At 57.1% G+C, this 238-nt stretch carries 1 pseudogene; it reads right to left on the reverse strand.

What is annotated here, in order from left to right:
* Nucleotides 1–238, reverse strand: a pseudogene (locus MXD62_RS09590) (dynamin family protein); the annotation flags it as partial.

Below are 238 nucleotides of genomic sequence, written 5' to 3' on the forward strand. Positions count from 1 at the left end.
TTGAAACCTTGCTTGCGGCTTTCCAGATAGCGTTCCGCTGCTTCATTCGTACTGTAATAGGTTAGACGCGCATTTTCCAGCAGCTCGAAGAGGCTTTTCTCCATCTGCTGCTTTGCCGCTGCGCCGCCTTGCTTCGCTTTCTCCAGCTCCATTTCTGCATGGTGGCGCGCTGCTTCCACCTGCGCGGGCTCGGTCGCGTCTATCCCCTCTACCGGCACCTCCAGCTTCGCTTCCCATT

It is taken from the genome of Frankia sp. Mgl5 (assembly GCF_023242985.1).
Lineage (GTDB): Bacteria > Actinomycetota > Actinomycetes > Frankiales > Frankiaceae > Parafrankia > Parafrankia soli.